This window comes from Psychrobacter sp. UBA3068 (genome assembly GCF_002366815.1).
Classification (GTDB): domain Bacteria; phylum Pseudomonadota; class Gammaproteobacteria; order Pseudomonadales; family Moraxellaceae; genus Psychrobacter; species Psychrobacter namhaensis.
Window position 1 is genome coordinate 1 of record NZ_DFBY01000003.1, and the last position, 19,501, is coordinate 19,501.

The 19,501-nt window shown below is 44.9% G+C and carries 19 protein-coding genes; 6 read left to right on the forward strand and 13 right to left on the reverse strand.

Going from position 1 to position 19,501, the window contains the following annotated elements; translation table 11 throughout:
* Positions 1–313: 313 nt before the first annotated feature.
* Positions 314–1,210, reverse strand: a complete 897-nt coding sequence (pssA, locus tag B2P60_RS00500; protein WP_286738863.1) for a CDP-diacylglycerol--serine O-phosphatidyltransferase — start codon at positions 1,208–1,210, stop codon at positions 314–316.
* 26 nt (positions 1,211–1,236) lie between these two features.
* A complete protein-coding gene (locus tag B2P60_RS00505; RefSeq protein ID WP_286738864.1) occupies positions 1,237–2,112 on the reverse strand; it encodes a 23S rRNA (adenine(2030)-N(6))-methyltransferase RlmJ in 876 nt (291 codons plus the stop codon).
* Between the two features lie 141 nt (positions 2,113–2,253).
* Here B2P60_RS00505 and B2P60_RS00510 point away from each other — a divergent pair, with 141 nt between their 5' ends.
* The gene (locus B2P60_RS00510; protein ID WP_286738866.1) at positions 2,254–3,009 is read left to right on the forward strand and encodes a 2OG-Fe(II) oxygenase; all 756 of its coding nucleotides are present in this window, start codon (positions 2,254–2,256) and stop codon (positions 3,007–3,009) included.
* A 53-nt stretch (positions 3,010–3,062) separates the two neighbouring features.
* A complete protein-coding gene (dapE, locus tag B2P60_RS00515) occupies positions 3,063–4,280 on the forward strand; it encodes a succinyl-diaminopimelate desuccinylase (RefSeq protein WP_286738867.1) in 1,218 nt (405 codons plus the stop codon).
* Between the two features lie 83 nt (positions 4,281–4,363).
* Here the strand turns inward: dapE and B2P60_RS00520 are convergent, their stop codons facing one another.
* The 7 genes from B2P60_RS00520 to B2P60_RS00550 all read right to left on the reverse strand — a co-directional run bounded on the left by B2P60_RS00520 (position 4,364) and on the right by B2P60_RS00550 (position 9,774).
* Positions 4,364–5,026 carry a hypothetical protein gene (locus tag B2P60_RS00520; protein ID WP_286738869.1) on the reverse strand — a complete coding sequence of 221 codons (663 nt, stop codon included), beginning with the start codon at positions 5,024–5,026 and terminating at the stop codon, positions 4,364–4,366.
* A gap of 129 nt (positions 5,027–5,155) precedes the next feature.
* A complete protein-coding gene (locus B2P60_RS00525) occupies positions 5,156–5,665 on the reverse strand; it encodes a GyrI-like domain-containing protein (protein ID WP_286738870.1) in 510 nt (169 codons plus the stop codon).
* 65 nt (positions 5,666–5,730) lie between these two features.
* Positions 5,731–5,940, reverse strand: a complete 210-nt coding sequence (iscX, locus tag B2P60_RS00530) for a Fe-S cluster assembly protein IscX (protein WP_021812734.1) — start codon at positions 5,938–5,940, stop codon at positions 5,731–5,733.
* Between the two features lie 152 nt (positions 5,941–6,092).
* Positions 6,093–6,632 carry an acyl-CoA thioesterase gene (locus tag B2P60_RS00535; protein WP_286738872.1) on the reverse strand — a complete coding sequence of 180 codons (540 nt, stop codon included), beginning with the start codon at positions 6,630–6,632 and terminating at the stop codon, positions 6,093–6,095.
* A 137-nt stretch (positions 6,633–6,769) separates the two neighbouring features.
* Positions 6,770–8,170, reverse strand: a complete 1,401-nt coding sequence (locus tag B2P60_RS00540; RefSeq protein WP_193005982.1) for an NAD(P)(+) transhydrogenase (Re/Si-specific) subunit beta — start codon at positions 8,168–8,170, stop codon at positions 6,770–6,772.
* Complete coding sequence (locus B2P60_RS00545; protein WP_198335036.1) at positions 8,167–8,505, reverse strand: proton-translocating transhydrogenase family protein; 339 nt, start codon at positions 8,503–8,505, stop codon at positions 8,167–8,169. The genes B2P60_RS00540 and B2P60_RS00545 overlap by 4 nt, the downstream gene beginning before the upstream one ends.
* Before the next feature lie 114 nt (positions 8,506–8,619).
* Positions 8,620–9,774: a Re/Si-specific NAD(P)(+) transhydrogenase subunit alpha gene (locus B2P60_RS00550; protein ID WP_286738873.1), complete on the reverse strand. Its 1,155-nt coding sequence runs from the start codon at positions 9,772–9,774 to the stop codon at positions 8,620–8,622.
* 500 nt (positions 9,775–10,274) lie between these two features.
* Between B2P60_RS00550 and yaaA the strand changes: the two genes are divergently transcribed.
* On the forward strand, positions 10,275–11,087 hold the full coding sequence (gene yaaA, locus B2P60_RS00555; RefSeq protein ID WP_286738875.1) for a peroxide stress protein YaaA: 813 nt from the start codon (positions 10,275–10,277) through the stop codon (positions 11,085–11,087).
* A gap of 205 nt (positions 11,088–11,292) precedes the next feature.
* Here yaaA and groL read toward each other — a convergent pair whose 3' ends face one another.
* Together groL and B2P60_RS00565 are read right to left on the reverse strand one after the other, a co-directional pair.
* Positions 11,293–12,942: a chaperonin GroEL gene (gene groL, locus B2P60_RS00560; protein ID WP_193005989.1), complete on the reverse strand. Its 1,650-nt coding sequence runs from the start codon at positions 12,940–12,942 to the stop codon at positions 11,293–11,295.
* Between the two features lie 78 nt (positions 12,943–13,020).
* Entirely contained in the window at positions 13,021–13,311 is a 291-nt protein-coding gene (locus B2P60_RS00565; RefSeq protein ID WP_010196840.1) for a co-chaperone GroES, read from the reverse strand.
* 552 nt (positions 13,312–13,863) lie between these two features.
* Here B2P60_RS00565 and B2P60_RS00570 point away from each other — a divergent pair.
* The gene (locus tag B2P60_RS00570) at positions 13,864–14,628 is read left to right on the forward strand and encodes a DUF3108 domain-containing protein (RefSeq protein WP_286738878.1); all 765 of its coding nucleotides are present in this window, start codon (positions 13,864–13,866) and stop codon (positions 14,626–14,628) included.
* Between the two features lie 127 nt (positions 14,629–14,755).
* Here the strand turns inward: B2P60_RS00570 and B2P60_RS00575 are convergent, their stop codons facing one another.
* Complete coding sequence (locus tag B2P60_RS00575) at positions 14,756–15,238, reverse strand: hypothetical protein (RefSeq protein ID WP_286738880.1); 483 nt, start codon at positions 15,236–15,238, stop codon at positions 14,756–14,758.
* Positions 15,239–15,300: 62 nt separating this feature from the next.
* Positions 15,301–15,918, reverse strand: a complete 618-nt coding sequence (gene wrbA / locus B2P60_RS00580; RefSeq protein WP_198335010.1) for an NAD(P)H:quinone oxidoreductase — start codon at positions 15,916–15,918, stop codon at positions 15,301–15,303.
* 320 nt (positions 15,919–16,238) lie between these two features.
* On the opposite strand from wrbA, the gene B2P60_RS00585 reads away from it, so the two are divergent.
* Positions 16,239–17,789 (forward strand): YihY/virulence factor BrkB family protein, encoded by a 1,551-nt coding sequence (locus B2P60_RS00585; RefSeq protein ID WP_286738882.1) that lies wholly within the window; start codon positions 16,239–16,241, stop codon positions 17,787–17,789.
* Between the two features lie 92 nt (positions 17,790–17,881).
* Positions 17,882–19,501, forward strand: coding sequence for a DUF2254 domain-containing protein (locus B2P60_RS00590; protein ID WP_286738883.1), 1,620 nt, complete (start codon positions 17,882–17,884; stop codon positions 19,499–19,501).

Here is a 19,501-nt window from a genome sequence, read left to right on the forward strand (position 1 = left end):
ATAGATCTGATCTATGTTTCTTAATGCAGCTCCCTTCTGACTGGGTGGCATTATACGTGGTTTTAATGTGGGGTCAAGCAAGAAGTTATAAATAGTTTGATTTATTTTACTAGCAGTACAGCAGTTCCGCTTAACTATTTGTTTTAGTTAAAAAATTTACTTACGCTTGATGCTCCTCACCTTGTCTTTTAAGGAGAGATGGTTGGTTTACTGTCTTCTCTTATCAATATAAGTAAATTGACACCCACATTTGACCATAAAAAAAGGAACTTACCGATTAGCAAGTTCCTTAGTATAAAACGTATCACTGATTTTACATCTTTGCTTTGATCGTAGTAAAAATACCTGATAGGGCATATATGACCCCAATGGCTAAAATACCGACAGGAATGTCATAGAGCACGATGCTCATAATCAATACACCAATAATAAGAACGACAAAAGGCACTTTCTTTTTATCAAACTCTTTAAAGCTATAGTACTTGACGTTACTGACCATCAGTAAACCACAAGTGACTACCCACGCGGCAAATAAGAACATGACTAGTGTGTCGTACTGACCTATCCATTCATTATGATCGATGGCAACCATCACCGCTGCAGTAACCAAGATGGCGGCAAGCGGACTGGCCAAACCCACAAAATACTTTTTATCAACGATACCGACTTGCACATTGAAGCGTGCCAAACGGAACGCGCCACAAGCGGTAAAGACAAAAGCACAGCCAAGACCAATACGACCTAACGGCTCTAAAGCAAAACTATAAATCAAAATAGCAGGTGCCACACCAAACGCTAACATGTCTGCTAGGGAGTCATACTGCTCACCAAATGGGCTTTGGGCATTGAGCATACGGGCGACGCGGCCATCTGCCCCATCGAGAATAGCGGATAAAAAGATGGCCAAAGACGCTTTATAAAACTCACCTTGTGTACTCGCTAAAATGGAGTAAAAACCTGACAGCAGTGACAAGGTTGTGATCAAGTTGGGTGCTAAATAGACACCGCGACTGACCACCCGTTTACCTTCGGCAACCTCAGCCTCAATCACCTCAAATGTCAAGCCGTCATAACTGTCACTATTCGCTAAGCGAATATTAAACTCATGCTCATCGACGAAAGGCGGCTGGGTTGCCGCTCTGTCGTGTACTAGCCCATCGTTTAGCGGCGTATTACTTGACTGGCTTTTGGGTGGTTGCTTATTTGTCATCTTAATATCCTTATTTACCGATATTACTATTCACCAACTAGCCAGCGCACATTGGTCGCACTATCAGGCGTCAAGTCTGGCGCGTCAGCCACTTTTAGGGCAGGCTGTAAAAAGCGTACGATCTCACGCGCATGATTATCAAACTGCCAAGGTGGATTGATAACGAGCAGTCCTGTCCCGTTCAAGCCAACTGCGACATCATTTGGATAGATGTTTAGCTCACAAACCAGCTGACGTCTCATATCGGTACGTTTGAGCTTTTTGTAAAACAGCTCTACTGCCTCGATGTTTTTGATTGGGAACCAAAGTGCATACGTACCTTGTGGCCATTTATTATAAGCCGCAACCAGCAGGTCAATAAGGCGCGTAAAGTCTTTGTGCTCTTGCTCATAAGGGGGGTCGAGGAAGATGAGACCACGTTTCTCTTTTGGTGGAATAACCGCAGTGATGCCCTCAAACGCATCACGATGATGAATACCAATGGGTAACTTATGCAACTGATAGTTTAGCGCGTCATATTCGGTGGCTTTGGCTTCAAACGCCTCGCCGCGTACGCCGGCCTCAGGATTTTTCTCGACATGATGAGCAATCCACCAAGGGGAACCTGGATAGACTTTATTGTCATAAGTAAATCTGGCTTGCTTAATGCCTTCCATATAATCTTTGACAGCGGCGGGCGCTTTTTCGGTATCTGCTTGTAGTAACGCTTGGATACCGCCTTTGGCCTCCCCTGTCTTGCGTGCTTCTTCACTGCTCAGTGAGTACAGTCCACGACCGCCATAAGCGTCAAGCACATAAAAAGGTTTGTTTTTTTGCCCCAATTGATTGAGCAGTTGTACCAATAAAATGTGTTTAACCACATCAGCAAAGTTACCAGCGTGGTAGGCGTGTTTATAGTTCATAATCTCAAAAGTTTAAATAAGAAAAATTGCATCTATGGTAGCATAGGCAGAGTAAAAGATAATGTGGTTTTGGTAAGTGCTGGCAATAAAAAGACACTGATTGACGATATATTGTCAGCTGATTGATAATAATGAGATGAAATGACGCAGATTATTAGCAACCTTAATGTGACAGAGTTGGTCGTCGATCATCCGATAGGTCAGGATAATCCACCCTCTCTGTTTGCAAACCGTGATAACGCGGGTCAAAAGCCGCCCACTCAGCATGTATTGCAGTTATCTGATTTTGAGATAAATTGGCAAGACAAGCTAACGGACACGCAGCTGGATAAGTTTGTCAGTGATGGCTGGTTAATTATTGACGATGTGTTTGAGCCTAAAGCGTTGATGGCCTTGCAGGCGGAGAGTGGTTTTATTGACTACCGAGATGCCGCGCTGACCGCTGGCGTTCGTATCAGTGATATTCGCGGTGACAAAATACGCTGGATCACTGAGAACTTCTTTGCAGGTTTCTATTACTTGCAGAGTATTAATGCACTTGCCGCTTTATTCAATCGAAGCTTATTCGCGGGTATTCGCCATAGTGAAGCCCACTACGCCTGCTATCCTGTTGGCTTTGGCTACCAATGGCACAGCGACAATCCTGCTGGACGGGATGAACGCGTTATCTCAGCGGTGTTTTATCTCAACGATGAATGGACACTTAATGACGGCGGCGCGTTAGAGATCGTTGATAAGCAGGGTGTGCATCATAATGTCATGCCTGCCGCCAATCGGTTGGTCATATTTGACAGTGACCTACCCCATCAAGTGCAAATTGCCCACCGCCAACGCTACTCTATCGCCACTTGGATGCGCCGAGATGGTTTGGTGCCATTTGTTGAAGAAGGCCATTAACGCATCACTGACAAAAACTCTAAAAATCGACTTTACATATAAAAGGTTTATCCATGTCTGACTCTCATAACCAAACCCACACTCATCAACAAACGACGCATCAACAAGCAACCCTAGACTTAAGTATCGCTTTACTCGAACGCCCTTCGGTCACACCAGATGATGACGGCTGCCAAGATATATTGTCCGAGCGTTTGACACAAGCAGGCTTTGATTGCGAGTTTATGTATTTTGGCGATAGAGATCAAAGTGGCGAGCACGCTGAAGTCAAAAATTTATGGGCACGTCGTGGTAGCACTGATCCTGTGATTTGTTTCGCGGGTCACACGGATGTCGTACCGACTGGCGATGAGACCAACTGGACTTACCCACCTTTTAGTCCAACCATCGCTGACGGGTATTTGTGGGCGCGCGGTGCCGCTGATATGAAAACCGGTATTGCTGCTTTTACCATCGCGGCCGAACGCTTCGTGCAAGCCTACCCTGAGCATAATGGCTCTATTGCCTTTTTAATCACCTCTGATGAAGAAGGCCCGTCAGTAAATGGCACAGTCAAGGTCATTGAAACACTAGAAGCGCGTCATGAAAAAATCACTTATTGCCTCGTTGGTGAGCCATCGAGTACCGACACGCTTGGCGACATCATCAAAAACGGTCGCCGCGGCTCATTGGGCGCGGTGCTCACCGTCACGGGCAAGCAAGGCCATGTTGCCTATCCGCATCTGGCTTCGAATCCTATCCACGCGGCGATGGCAGCACTGGCTGAACTGACGGCTGCCAAGTGGGATAATGGTAACGACTACTTCCCCGCAACGTCCTTGCAAATATCAAATATCAATGGCGGCACAGGCGCGACCAACGTCATTCCTGAAACCTTAGAGGTTATCTTTAACTTTCGCTTCTCAACGGAAACCACTGAAGACGAGCTAAAAGCAAAAACGCACGCTATTTTTGACAAATATTTCTCTGGTAGCAAAGCCAATTATGCTATCGATTGGAAATTATCCGGTCAGCCATTTTTGACCCCTGAAGGTAAATTGGTTTCAGCCTGTCAAAAGGCGATCAAAAAAGTGACCGATGTTGATACCACGCTATCCACATCAGGCGGCACATCAGACGGTCGCTTTATCGCGCCAACGGGTGCGCAAGTTGTGGAGCTGGGTGTGCGCAATGCCACAATTCATCAGGTCGATGAAAAAGTAGAAGTCGATGACTTGGGTAAATTGGCGCAGATTTATGAAGGGATTTTGGAGAACTTACTGTTGGGTTAGATTTAGTCTCTAACAGTAAAAAAGCGCCACATTCGCATACGATGTGGCGCTTTTTTAGATAGTAAATATGCTAAAGACCACTTCTAACCTTTAATATAATTAATAATCATTTTCCCTAGTGTTGTCATTCTAGTTGTACGTCCATTACTTTGGATCAGACCTAGGCGTAATAATGTCTCTTTATAACTATCTTGCAAAGCAGCTTGTTCTAGTTGGTCATTCTCTAACTCTTCGTTCAATCCAGTAGTAGTTTTAGATATTGGGTTCAAGACATCTGGATGTTGTTCAACCCAATCAGAGTGTGGACCTTTACCCAACCTTGGTTCAAGAGAGTAATATATCAGCCATATTATTTCAGGATCAGTTAGTTCTCTAAATATATTGAGTATTTTTCTTGATTCTTCATACTTTAGATTTTCTGTACTTAAAGATTTTTCAAGTATAGATGCAAGTCTTTCTTTACGATCATAACTTATTGAACGAGAGGCCTGTAACATACCCTCCTCTAATAAATCTACTCCTTCCTCAGTAGCTAGATTCGCTTTGAAATGCTCCAGTTTCTCATCAATTTGAGATACTCTTGAATCAAGTTCTCGAAGAAACACTACTATACGTTCAAACCTAAGATTTGGCACAATATTATCAAGTAATTCTGAAACTAGAGTTCCTATATATGGAAGTGTTCCTGCTACTGCTTTAGCAACACTAACTAGTCTATCTTTAGAATTTGGTTCTAACTGATTCATTCCTGCTCCAAAATGATAGCTAAGATATATAATGTCTGTTAAAGCATTACTTTTGTATAGTCAATTAGTGCCCTTCAATAATTAAATCCGTGTGATTCGATTGTAATACCTTTAGTATCAGGAACAAACCTACTCAATACCAATATACAGATCGACTTGACCGTACTCTAGATTACCATCAATATAACGCTCAAAATCCACAGCAAACGTTCGGGTGTGCTCACAGTCTGCTGTATTGAAATATTCCCACGCCTTCTCCCATGCATTCATGACCGTATTTGGCATATTGCCTTTTTCAGAAAATACCAAATACTTGCCAGCAGGAATGGTTACCTCTACCAAATTGCTAGCGTTAGCCGTACCGTCATTGTCTGAATCTTCCGCTTCGCCTTGCTCATTAGTCGTCTGCCAACCAGCGACCACATCAAACGCGCCTACTAAATCGTCGCTCTCATAGTTATGATAAATACCATAAATGTCCTCACCTTTCTCAAGATGGCTGACATGGTTTTGGTAAAATTTCTGCCATAATCGACCTAATTTAGCCGTTTCATGGCTGATCTCAGCGTTATTGGTCGTACGAACGCTGATGCCGCGACAAGCTATGGCGTCGGATAGCTCTTGAATTTGTGATGTCATGATGCAGCCTTTTCTATCTGTTTATTTAATTTTTTATTTGTAGCAATGCTAAAAAGCTGAGTCGATTAATCCGCTTCATCAATCCAATTCATTTGAATGGCTTCTAAGATCCCTTCATTTGATTTTTGTGGGTCATCATCAAAGCCTTCTAGCTCAGTTACCCAGCGATGCAAATCGGTAAAACGTATGTACTGTGGATCTGTCTCTGGGAATTTCTCATAAAGCTCAATCGCAATATCTAAGCTGTCTGTCCATTTTAATTTTTGTGGCGTCATAACGGTACCTTATTTTTTAGTCGTTTTAAAAATAGTTATTTTGAAACACGGTGTGGTCGCCTGAATATTGACGACTTGATGGACTCTATCCTACCAAAATTCAGCAAATGATTATAGCCAAGTTGTTTTACGACAGTATTTTTCGCTGTTTTTTATACCGACTTAGTCGACTTAACAGCCACTTGGTGATCATTCCATGTGGTAATGACAGCCGTTAGCTGCTTCCCCGTCATATCTAGCACCTCTGGGGCTTGCTGCTGTCCTTTTTTATCCATCAAGACAAATTTGGTTATCCCCACGCTCATTAACTGGTTTTTTACAAAGAAGCGGTGTTCGAAGTACACGTATTTATGGTCCCAGCCAACCAATGTACTACTGACAGTCATCTTGTTAAGAAATTTGATTTCTTTTAGATAAACCATCTCTTGCATGGCGATCACCCAGTTTAAAGGTTTGACGCCTTTTTGTTGGCAGCACGTCATCAGCCAGCGGGTAATATTTAGCTCAATAAAAGACAGATAGCGATAATTGGGAAGATGGTCGCGAAAGCCCATATCATGGGGCAATACACGATAATGACGAACTGTTGGCGCGGTCAAGGTTTCTATACTAAGATTTTCTCTCACAGACTGCTGTTTGAGTTGCTGCTTTAGCAAGGTGATCATAATAAAAAAACGCAGTAACATATTCATGGGCAATTCTCTTATTTGTATTCATTGTAATAAGCAATGATATATAGGTGGCAATGTCGTAGGAGTCATCAATGCCGCCCACTTTAACGCAAAAAAGCCACCTAGGTGACTTTTTTATTGAGCAACTGACTTAGAGATTAATGTCCGCCGCCATTGATACTGCGTACCATTTCTTCTACCATTTTTTTGGCATCACCAAAGATCATCATGGTTTTGTCCATGTAAAACAAGCTGTTATCTAGACCAGCATAACCCGTGCTCATCGAGCGTTTGATGACCATGACGGTTTGGGCCTTATTCACTTCGAGGATAGGCATACCAAAGATAGGTGACGTAGGATCGTCTTTCGCAGACGGGTTTACAACGTCGTTCGCACCAATAACCAAGACCACATCGGTACTAGCGAAATCTGAATTGATCTCGTCCATCTCAAGGATATCATCATAAGGTACGTCGGCCTCTGCCAATAGTACGTTCATATGGCCTGGCATACGACCAGCAACCGGATGAATCGCAAAACGCACGTTGACGCCTTCGTCTTTTAATAATTCATACAGCTCTTTTACCGCATTCTGGGCACGGCCTTGTGCCATACCGTATCCCGGTACAATGACCACATTACTGGCATTAGACATCAAGAAGCCTGCGTCTTCTGCCGAGCCTGCCTTGTAGTTCTTAGGTGCACCATCATCACCGCCTGCTGCGACGGCTGACGTACCCATACCACCAAATAGTACATTGAGTAATGAGCGATTCATGGCTTTACACATGATGTAAGACAAGATCGCACCTGAGGAACCAACGAGCGAGCCTGCGATAATCAGCATCGAGTTGCCAAGGGTAAAACCAATCCCCGCGGCCGCCCAACCTGAGAATGAGTTTAGCAAAGACACAACCACTGGCATGTCACCGCCACCGATTGGCGCAATCCACATCCAACCAAAGATAACCGCAATCACTGCCATCGCATAAAACGCTGGGAGTGAGTCGGTGACAAAATACACCCCGCCAAAACCGATCATTGCAATAAACAATAGCGCTTGTACAGGTTTTACCCAGCCGCCGACCAAGGTCTTGGCCCAGCTTTTTGCTGCTAATTTACCAAAGGCAAAAACAGACGCTGAGAAAGTAATTGCGCCGATGAAGCAACCGATAAATAGCTCGACACGAGCCACCGCACCATGCTGTTGTTCAGTATGCAGCACCGTTGCCAGCGCAATCGCCACCGCTGCCAAGCCGACAAACGAATGCATCAAAGCGACCGTCTCTGGCATTTGGGTCATCGCGACCGTTTTCGCCTTCCACATGCCGACAAGGGCACCTAAAATCATGGCACCGATAATCAACCAAAGGACAGGACCTTCTGCTAAAAAGAAAGTCGTCACGACAGCAATCGCCATCGCTGCCATACCAAAGCGATTACCGCGAATGGCGGTTTTTGGACTAGACAAACCACGTAGGGTCAAGACAAAGAGAATAGCACCGACTAAATAGAACCAATCAGCATTGGTAGCAATGAAGTTTGTTAAATCGCTCATACATCGCCTCCACTTTCAGTCGTAACAACTGGTGATTTTTTTGCTTTAGGTTTAAACATCGCAAGCATACGCTCAGTCACGGCAAAACCACCAAAAATATTGATACTGGCCAAAAAGACAGCAAAGGCTCCAAGCAAGCTGGTTGGCGTAAAGACCGAGCCGTCAATCGTGACGGTCTGTAGCATCGCACCCACGATGACAATACTGGATAAGGCATTGGTTACCGCCATCAATGGCGTGTGCAGTGCAGGCGTGACGCCCCAAACGACGTAATATCCAACAAAAATAGCGAGTACAAATACGGTAAAAATCGCTACAAATGGTGTGCTACTCATGGCGGCTCCAGCTGGCGCTGCAGCTAAAATAGTGGCAATCATCTAATCCTCCTAAAATTTATTCGTTACTGGCAAATGTATGGTGACAACATATGTAATGATAGGCCGTCAAACCTAGCGCTTGGCAAGGCGTACTTGACTATCATGCGTCACTGCCAGTGCACCCTGAATTTCATCATCCATGTCGATATTAAGTGCCAGCTCAGTTGTTGCCGCGTCATCGTTAGCAGGCGTAATCAAAGTCGTGATAAAGTTGACAAGGTTATTTGCGTACAAGTCTGAGGACTGCGCGGCAAGCATCGATGGAATGTTGGCTGCGCCAACAACACGCACGCCATTATCCGTGGTGATGGTTTCGTTAGGCACACTGCCTTCTACGTTACCGCCTGTGCCAGCAGCCATATCGATCAGCACAGAACCGGCCTTCATTTTGGCAAGAGTGGCCTCATGGACCAAACGCGGGGCTTGACGGCCCGGAATTTGCGCTGTCGTGATAACGATATCAGCGTTGCTCAAGGCCTTGTCCACCACGGCAGCTTGGTCTTTGATATATTGCTCTGAGGGCGTCCACGCATAGCCGCCCGTTGCTTTGGCCTTCTGGGCTTCATCTTCGCTCATCGGCACATCAAGCCATTTACCACCAAGGGATTCGACTTGCTCTTTGGCCGCAGGACGCAGGTCACTGGCTTCAACGACTGCCCCTAAACGCTTCGCTGTCGCAATCGCCTGCAGACCTGCCACACCCACGCCTAAGATCACCACTTTGGCTGGCTTGACGGTACCCGCTGACGTCATAAACATCGGAAAAGGACGCGAGTATTCATTGGCCGCGAGCAATACCGCTTTATAACCCGCAAGGTTGGCTTGTGATGACAGTACGTCCATATTCTGTGCACGTGACAGTGTGCGTGGTAGTAGCTCCATCGCAAAAACCGTTGCGCCCTTGGCCGCATAAGTGTCAAGCTGCGTGTTACGATATGGGTCGAGCATGCCAATGACAATTTGACCAGATGTCAAGCCATCAGTCGCCGCAGCTGGCAAGTCATTGACGGTCGTAATAATCTGAGATTGGCTGATGACCTCGGCGCTGCTGTTGGCAATGTCGGCACCCGCAGCCTGATACAGCTCATCAGCATAATATGCTGCTTGACCGGCACCTGACTGTATGACGACTTCAAACCCAAGCTTACGCAATTTTTTGACCGCGTCTGGGGTTAGCGCGACGCGGCTCTCGCTCGCGATGTCTGCACTGATTACACCGATTTTCATACCGTCTCCTTACTTACGTCTAATGACTTTATTCACGTCTCAATGACTACCTTTAATACCCTCAACGCACATTCAAAAAGCACAGGGGACAAAAAAACCTTTGGTCATATTTGCTTCAAGATTACGACCAAAGATTATCAATTTAATAAATGATAGCTACTTTGCCATCATGTCTTTTTATTATAGAGACATCATCCGACAACTTTCATTGTCTAATGATGACCCACAAGTAAAATAAAAAGTTAGGCATTTACACCATCTGCATAACTTTTATTGTTATATTAAAAACTTTTATTTTTCTGATAAATGGTTAGGCTGATTCAATATCACCTCTCGATACTCAAAACCACCTTTCAAATGTTTACAAATTTCGAGTATAGCGCTAAAAAGTACAAAATAGCGGTGCACAAGATCGCTTAAGCGCGTGAGTATCGTATAATAAGAAAACTGGATACTTTAATAGAATGGTCGCCATTGACTCACTATAATAAGGAATAGCGATGTATTTTTTACTCTCTCCTGCCAAATCTTTGAATGAAGCAGATGCGATACCGGTAAATCTAGGCAACTACTACAGTCAGCCTGAGCTCATCGAACACTCACAGGCGCTGATGAAAATACTGAAGACAAAAGAACCTGTCGATTTGCAAGCATTAATGAGCATCTCTGATGATCTGGCGCAGCTCAATGCAACGCGCAATCAGCAGTGGCGTTGGAGCAAAGAGCAGCCGTTTACTACTGACGCATCTGATCATGCCGCCAAACCTGCGGCTTACTTATTTGATGGTGATGTCTATACTGGCCTTGACATGTACAGCATGGACAAAGAGTCAGCTACTTATGTGAATGAGCATTTGGGTATTTTGTCAGGGCTTTACGGGGTGTTGAAGCCGCTGGACTTAATCCAACCTTATAGATTAGAGATGGGCACCAAGCTTAAAAACGAGCGCGGTGACACTCTTTATGAGTTTTGGGGTGAGGAAGTGACGGACGTGATTAATACACGCATGGCTGATAGCAATGACAAGGTCTTGGTTAACCTAGCCTCTAATGAATACTTCAAAGCTGTGAAAAAGAAAGCACTTAATGCTGACATCATCACACCAAGATTTGAAGATGAGAAAAATGGTCAATACAAAGTCATCAGCTTTTATGCCAAAAAAGCACGCGGACTGATGGTGAAGTATGCCGCTGATAACAAACTGACTAATGCGGAGCAATTAAAAGATTTTGATTTGGCGGGTTATTATTACTGCGAAGCAGCGTCTGATGATAAGACATGGACGTTTAGACGAGATGCAGCGGATCAGTAGTATTCAACACTTTGTCAAATACATAAAAAAACCCCGATAAGCCAAAGCCTATCGGGGTTTTATTTTAACTGGGTTTAACAAGTACGTTATGACAAAGTCATACTTCTTGCGAAAAGCGGCTTGTCGAAGAAGACGCGCGAAAATAGTACCTATCGTACATTAAGCGCGTCTGACAGAGACAAAACGCTTTGCAGCAGAAGTAAAATTACATCATGCCGCCCATTCCACCCATACCGCCCATTCCACCAGCACCAGCCATGCCAGCCATTGGGTCTTCTTTTTCTGGTAGGTCAGTAATCATGGCTTCAGTCGTCAGCATGAGACCAGCAACAGAGGCAGCATTCTCTAGCGCTGAGCGAGACACTTTAGCTGGATCAAGAATACCCATCTCTAGCATATCGCCATATTCACCAGAGGCAGCATTGTAACCGTAGTTACCAGTACCGTTTTTCACTTCGTTCACCACGACTGATGCTTCTTCGCCAGCGTTGGTAACGATTTGACGCAGTGGTGCTTCCATTGCGCGACGTAGGATGTTGATACCCGCATCTTGGTCATCGTTATCGCCTTTTAGCTCAGACAATGCATTCATTGCACGCACTAAGGCAACACCGCCACCAGGGACAACGCCTTCTTCAACCGCTGCACGAGTTGCATGTAGCGCATCATCAACGCGGTCTTTCTTCTCTTTCATCTCAGTTTCGGTCGCTGCGCCAACTTTGATAACCGCTACGCCGCCTGCCAGTTTCGCAACACGTTCTTGTAGCTTTTCTTTATCGTAGTCAGACGTTGACTCTTCGATTTGACGGTTGATAGACTCAACACGGTTATCGATGTCAGCCGTGTTACCAGCGCCATCAACGATTACGGTGTTTTCTTTACCAACGGTTACTTTTTTAGCCGTACCCAATTGCTCTAGAGTTGCTGTCTCTAGGCTCAAACCAATCTCTTCAGAGATAACCGTACCACCTGTTAGCGTTGCGATGTCTTCTAGCATGGCTTTACGACGATCACCGAAACCTGGTGCTTTCACCGCACACGTTTTTAGGCCGCCACGCATGTTGTTGACAACCAGAGTCGCGAGCGCTTCGTTTTCTACGTCTTCAGCGATGATGAGCAATGGCTTGCTCTGCTGCATAACTTGCTCAAGTAATGGCACGATCTCGCGGATGTTGCTGATTTTTTTATCAACGAGCAAGATGTATGGGTTTTCAAACTCAGCAGTCAGGCTGTCTTGCTTGTTAGCAAAGTACGGGCTGATATAGCCACGGTCAAACTGCATACCTTCTACGACTTCTAAGGTATCTTCAAAGCTTGAACCTTCTTCTACCGTGATAACGCCTTGCTTGCCTACTTTTTCCATCGCTTGCGAGATCAGCTCACCGATTTTGGTGTCTGAGTTAGCAGAGATAGAACCCACTTGAGCGATGGCTTTTTCGTCATCGGCTGGTGTAGATAGTTTATGAATCTCTTTAACTGCTGCACGAACTGCTTTGTCGATACCGCGCTTAAGATCCATTGGGTTCATGCCAGCAGCCACTGACTTCATGCCCTCTTGCAAGATTGACTGAGCCAATACCGTCGCAGTCGTCGTACCATCACCAGCGACATCATTTGTGCGGCTAGCGACTTCACGGACTAGTTGAGCGCCCATGTTTTCAAATTTGTTTTCAAGCTCGATTTCTTTGGCTACCGATACACCATCTTTAGTGATGGTAGGCGCGCCAAAAGATTTATCGATAACCACGTTACGACCTTTAGGGCCTAAGGTTACGCGTACTGCGTTTGCTAGAACGTTTACGCCGTCCATCATTTGTTTACGGGCATCAATGCCGAATTTTACGTCTTTTGCCATGTTAAATTACTCCACTATTATAAGTATGAGAATACAATTGAATGATTCGATAGTACGGTTGGACATGCTGTCGGCCAATTAGCCTTCTAGCACACCCAATACATCAGATTCTTTCATAATAAGCAGTTCTTCGCCGTCAACTTTTACGGTTTGACCAGCATATTGACCGAACAAAACTTTGTCGCCAGCTTTTACATCTAATGCACGAGTTTCACCGTTGTCACGAATTTGACCATTACCAGTTGCAAGCACTTCACCTTGTGATGGTTTTTCTTGTGCTGAACCAGGAAGTAAGATACCACCAGCAGTTTTTGTCTCTTCTTCTATGCGGCGGACGACAATACGGTCATGTAAAGGACGAATGTTCATCGATATGACTCCAAAAGTTGGTTATTTAAATAAAGGGTTTATTTGAATTAATAGTCTCAACGCTAGTATCTACAAGCATTACTGCGTAAAGCAGCCTTCTTAAGATAAGCCTTGAGCTTGTAACAAAAAGTGGGGGCACGCGTGGCTCGCTTCAAGTGTAAAGCCCAAAAATTTACAAGAATTTTGCATAACACGGGCTATTAAATGAGGAATGTCATTATTTAAAAACGTTTCGTTTGAAGTACCCTATGACAAATGGCATTAGCACGGTGTTTAAAGCGTTCATTTGAGTCATGATAGATGACCGTACTTCTTTTATGGTCAGTGGCTTAACTGATCTTTTTTACTAAGCTTACAGTCGGTTACTTAGTATGCGAGCACTAGCTTTGCTCGTAACATTAACTACAAGCGCACCACATCAAAGGCGACTCCTATCCTTGAAAATGTAACACAATATGACCATTATAACTTTTGATCCTGTCATGTCAGTCATCAAAAAACAGTCATCAAAAAAACGAACATGACTGCATAAAAGTTAATTAAGGAATATCCATGAGTTTTTTCTCAATGATTAAAAAAGCAATTGTCACTAATGACGCACAGCGCAGCAAGTCTAGACGCCTGACTATCTTAACCTCAGGGGCAAGTATTGCTGCCATCGGAGCTTTAAGTATGACCGCACCCACCCTTACAAACGCAAAAACCGTTCAACCATCAAGCGCAAATTATAGTTTTACCGTAGAAGATAAATATAAAGGGACGGCTACTCGCACCTTAAGCAAGTCGGGCAATACTTGGAAATATGATGTCAATGCGCGCGTGGCTGGTGTTGCAAGCGCGGTACAAAGCAGTACCTTTACCATCATCGGTAATAATGTCACGCCAACCCAAGCGAGCACCACTTATAAGTTATTAGGTATGGGACGTACCCATAAGTTGAACTTTAACCCTCGTAATAAAAAGGTCACCAGCAACTACAAAGGCAAAACGACGACCATGGACATGGCACAGCAAGCCTTTGATGATTTGAGTCTTGAAGTACAGATTCGTCAAGACTTGTTAAACGGTAAATTCTCTGGCAACTACTACATGGCGAAAAAAGATAAAATTGAGAAGACGCCGTTTAAAAAGTCTGGCAACACTAAAGTCACTGTACCAGCTGGGACGTTTGACACTGTGCGTGTCGACCGTATCCATGATGACAACAGCCGCTCTACCAGTTTTTGGTTAGCGCCAAGCTTAAATTACTTACCCGTCAAAGTAAGCCAGATCAATGATGGTAAAAAAATGGATTTAGAATTGACTAAGGTCAACTAGTAAAACTATCGGTACTTTTCTTGTGTTAAATGGATTGTACAAAATACAAAAGCGGCACTCTAAATAGAGCGCCGCTTTTTTTGTCTGATCCTGATCGTAAATAATAAGGTTACGATTCATTCATCGGTCAACGTGGGGGTTTGACGACGTTATTCATCGATGGCAGACGCTTGAGCAAAACAAACAGCCAAACATTGATGGTGAATAACAGCACAAAATCAACCAGATAAACCATTATTTCGGCCCAGCTGCTGCCGTAAGCGCGGGTAAAAAGCACCACACCACTGGCTCCTAAGTACACCAAGGTAAACATACTGCCTATTAATAACGCATATGGTGAGCGGCCACGTAGTATCCACGGCGTCAAAACAAATGCTGGCACCAGCCACAGCGCTTGCCATGCGATGCCACCGATGATATCGGGACTACGTGGGTTAAAGAGGTTAATAAAGATAGGCAGCGCAAACAGCCTATAGACCAACCAAACGAGCCAAGTCACCATCAAGCGCTGACGAATAGGCGCAATAGGCTTTTTGGCTTTGACAGATTTATCGGACTTATTTACTGGTGCCGTAGACTTTTTCTCACTATTGGAGCGGTTTGTAACCATTAGATGTATGTACTTCCTAATTAATAACACGGTAGCATGAGGCTTAACAACCTAAGCGCAGCTTAGTTACTCCAGTTGGCTTGCGCCAATGCAGTGGCACTAATAGCCAAACGACGACCTTGGGCGATAGCCAGCTCACGCTCATCAGCAGACACTGGCTGATCATGAAGTGCGCCACTGACGTGACTGGCGCCATAAGGCGTACCACCGCGATGGGTACGGTTGAGCGCAGGCTCTGCATAAGGCACACCAACGATGATCATGCCGTGATGCATCAATGGTAGCATCATCGTCAATAAGGTCGTCTCTTGGCCGCCGTGCATCGAACCCGTCGCGGTAAATACTGACGCGGGTTTATTCTGCAAATTACCTGCCAGCCATAGCGTGACGGTATTGTCCCAAAAATACTTCATGGGCGCGGCCATATTACCAAAATGCGTAGGGCTACCTAGTGCCAAACCGCTACAGTCTTTCAGATCATCCATTGTGCAATAAAGATCCCCTTCATCAGGTATCGCAGGCTTGCTCGATGTGGTCTCTGGTGCCACCGTTGGCACCGTACGGATACGCGCTGTCATGCCCGCATCTTCAATACCTTGAGCAATAGCATATGCCAACGTCTTAGTCGTACCATAACTAGAATAATAGAGCACCAACACATAGGGGGCGGTCTGACTCATTAGCAACACTTCCTCATCAATCATTAACGTTATTATTGGCAGCAATCATCATAGCAGCTTCTACACCTATCTATCATGCCGCTAAAATCTTGCCTATAACATCGAAACATATAAACAGACAGACCAATGATTTGCACCATCAGTATGTGTGCACATTATGCCCGAGTCATTCCCTGACATGCAAACTCGCACGCTTAGTATTGCCGCCAGCAAAACCCTGTAACGGTTACTGCTGTGCATTTTGACACAATTAAACGGCAGATGATAACGACATATTTTTGTTACACTACTTTCACTCTAATACTTGCTCAATGGTTAACATGGAAAACATAACAAAAAAAATCCCATTTTTACATCAACGCTGGTTTCAGTTTTTACGCTTTTTGATTCGGCATTTTTTTGAAGACAATTGCCAGCAAAAGGCTGCGTCACTGACCTACACCACCATGTTATCCATTGTGCCTATATTTACGGTGCTGCTGATGATCTTATCGTCAGTACCAGCACTGGCGTCTGTGAGAGCACAGATCTATGAGGTGATTTATAGTAACTTGCTACCACAGTCCAGCATGCAGGTTAGTGAGTACATCAATAACTTCGCCGAAAAGTCGTCTAATCTAACCATTATTGGTGCCATGGTACTGTTTTTTACCACTATCATGACGTTGACGACCATTGAGCGTGCTTTTAACCAAATCTGGCGGGTAGAAAACCGCTCGGGCGGCCTAAAAAGCATACTGCGCTATTGGACCATAGTGACGTTAGGGCCCTTGGTGTTGGGGACGGCTTTTATCGCCTCAAGTGCGGTGCAAAGCCTGAGCTTCTTAAATCGGCAAATTGCTGGCTATGGTATTGACTGGTCTTTTTGGGTACAAGCCGTCTCGATTGGCATTACCATTGCAGGCTTTATCGGTATGTACTGGTTTACCCCCAAAGCGCGTGTGCCAGTAAAAAACGCCGCCATTGCCGGTCTGTTTGTCGCCATTGTGTTTGAGCTGATGAAGCATCTGTTTGGTACTGTGATGGCAAACTTTACCAGTTATGAAGCGATTTATGGGGCATTTGCCGCCCTCCCAATTTTCTTACTATGGATCTATTTATCCTGGAATTTGATTTTATTAGGGGTGGAGGTGAGCTATACCTTGACCATTTTTGAGACCGAAGAAGTCTGTCCTCGTCATCCGTTGCTCAGCTTACTCGACATGCTAAATTTAATCTACACACACCATCTAAAAGGGGTGTCTGTCAGCGAGCAAGCGCTGCGCAATGTACTGGGACGTAAAGAGTTGCCAAAGTGGTACACCTATATTAATTACTTACAAGACAGCAATCTCATCACCATGACTGAAGATGAAAACTATGTGCTCAAAAAAGATTTAAGCAAAATGACGTTGTGGGATTTTTATCGCACCCTGCCCTATCCGCTACCTATTAAAGATGAGCTTGATGAGATGAGGCTGGAAGATCATAAACCTTGGTTGAGCTTATTGGTCCATCGTTTTGAGCACACCGAAGCGTATGCTAAGCAGCAATTAGATTTGCCATTAAATGCGATTTTTGCCAATAGCGAGCCGCGTAAAAAGGCGTCTTCTGACCCAAAAGGCTTTCATAAAGAGCGCCACACGGATTTATTTAGAAAAAACCCTCCGACAGCGGCCCGTCAGCTATCCAAAGCTAACTCAAATACTGAAAAGTCACCGCACTTTGACCCTACCGCCTATGATAAAGAAAGCGATATTGAGTGTGATGAGCACAACCATGAAGCGATCATTCCTATAGACGCTGGGGACAGCGATGCCAAAACAGAGACGTCTGGACGTGAACATAAGAATGCCATCATCACTGAAGCGGACAATCCCAAAGCACCTTAACCAAAAATAGAAAACGGTAGCGGGCGGCTTGAAATAACGTCATAAAATGAGAACAAGCCACAATCCTATTACTTTTGGATACATTGAAGCTTATGACAGTACATAAAGACGATGAAAAGAGCGTCTTGGCCCGTATTTTTGATACCGGTCAAGACAGGCTCAAACAGTTTACCCAGTTATGGTCGCTTCAAACCTTGACTGACCTACCCGACCGTCTCAGAAACCTGTGGCAGCAGCTGATTGGCTCTTATTGGTTTATCCCAACTGCTTGTGTGCTCATCGGTATACTGCTAGCCCCTTTATTCGTGACTATCGATCAGCATTTTGACCGTGAAACTATCCGAGAGATTACCTTTGCTTTTACGGGTGACGATGAGGCAGCGCGCGCCATCATGACCGCAATTGCAGGAGCCGTGTTGGGCGTGGCAGGTACCACCTTTTCGATTACGATTGCCGTCCTATCTATGGCGTCTTCACAGTTTGGCCCACGCTTATTACGCAATTTTTTGACAGACACGCCAAATCAATTTGTATTGGGCGCGTTTATTGGCACCTTTAGCTACAGCTTATTGGTTTTAAAATCTATTCATCAGTCCGATGTTGCTTTTGGCGTGCCGCAACTAGCAGTGACCTTTGCCATTATTATGGCCATTATTTGCGCCCTTTTGCTGGTGTACTTCGTCCAACATATGGTACATGCCATCCAAGCATCTCACGTCATTCAAAATGCCAGCAATGATGCGATTAACAATGTGCATTATTGGTATAGCGATCATTGCGATCTCCAGCATCAACGCGATGTTGAACACCATGACATCGAGCAGTTTCACAGTTGGCCAGCTACGCCTATCTATGCCCCGCGCTCGGGCTATATCCAGCAAATTTATCTTCAATCACTGATCACCCTGACCCAAGAGTACGGTGGTGTGGTGCAAATTCACGTCAATCTTGGTGATTACGTCACTGACAAAAACGTTATGGGACATTTTTACCAACGCCCAGCAAGTCATCCAAATAACCGACAAAAAACAACAACACCGCACTTGGTGGTCGTACCGCGCGCGCCTGATGGTACGTTCTGGCAGCGTTTTGCGGGTTGCGTCCGACTCGAACAACGATTGGCGCACTCTAATGATATTGCTTATAGCCTAGGGCAAATAACTGAGATCGCGGTGCGAGCACTATCTCCTGGTATCAACGACCCAAAGACAGCGGTCAATTGTGTGCAATCTTTGACCAGCTGCTTAAGTATCATGATGCGGCGTCAACCACCAAGTCCCTATCATTTTTATGTACCAGCACATGATAAAGATACTCCCGAGACTGTGGTCAAACCACAACGAGTGGCGATATTGGCCTTGGTCACGCACACGCCTAAGATATCTGACTTTATCAACGTGTCGCTTGGCGAGATACGTCGTTATGCGGCGGCGGACTTGATGGTCCTAAAAGCGCTGTGTCAGGCCATGGTCGATTTAAATTATGCACGAGTGAATAAGGCGCAGCAACAAACGCTACTGCATGAGTTAAATTTAATTAAGCGTGCAGGAGAAGAGAATCTCAGTTATCAAGAGTTGGTAGACGATTTGGTCGCTATGTGCCATCAAGCCGAGCAATTTATGACTGATAATGACGCAAAACATCGGCACTTTCGTTATGCCAGTGATTTTGCTACCCATATTCGTCAAGCACTACAAACACAATCCAGTTAA